We start from the raw sequence: 685 nt of genomic DNA, 5'->3' as shown, positions 1-685 counted from the left end.
TTCGTATGATTGGAGTCCACTGGCACCCGTACAATATGAAACCGATGAACAGGGCGTGGTCCCCGGAAGAATGTGGGAGGACGAAAGCGGTGAATATACACCGGCTATCCACACACAGGTTTATCAACTGAACACACCTGCTCTGGCGGATAATCTGATATCTGATTTAATAGAAAGATATAGATATGAGAATAGTAGAGAAGAGTTTGTGGAAACAGAACATCCAGACCTGGATCAATTGATTGTTCATGAGGAAAAGGAAATGAAAGAAGTGTTTGCTTTCAAAGGAAAAGCGGTCATGCATGTCAGGTATTATGGTTATGCGGATATACATTCAGTAATAAAAAATGTAGTAGAGAAGATCAGGTTAATTTCGGAATAATACTTGAATCCGATTCGTTATTTGTTAACAAGTTTTTCACTGCATCAAAGATTCATGCTTAACTCAGCGAAAAACTGTGCCAGGACTTCTTGTATGGATTAAGAATAAACGTACATACGTTCTATTTTTGTGTTAGGATGTTTATAGAAGGATAAACTGATTTCATGGAGAAAGGGGATGTTTACATGAATAAAGAACTAACTGTTCATACTGAGATTTTAATTGATGCACCAACTGCTAATGTATGGGAGATTCTTGTTAATCCTAAGTACGTAGCTCAATGGGATGAACTACCTGAAGGTT

Annotated in this window: 1 pseudogene; it reads left to right on the top strand. The window is 37.8% G+C overall.

The window, feature by feature from the left end:
• Positions 1-382 (top strand): annotated as a pseudogene (locus HP456_RS24625) (DUF2812 domain-containing protein); the annotation flags it as partial.
• Positions 383-685: the final 303 nt, after the last annotated feature.

Origin of the sequence: Bacillus haikouensis (genome assembly GCF_013179555.1) — a bacterium.
Taxonomy (GTDB): Bacteria; Bacillota; Bacilli; order Bacillales; family Bacillaceae_B; genus Rossellomorea; species Rossellomorea haikouensis_A.
The sequence above is the reverse complement of the archived record's forward strand: the minus strand, read 5'-3'. Positions and strand labels throughout refer to the sequence as shown.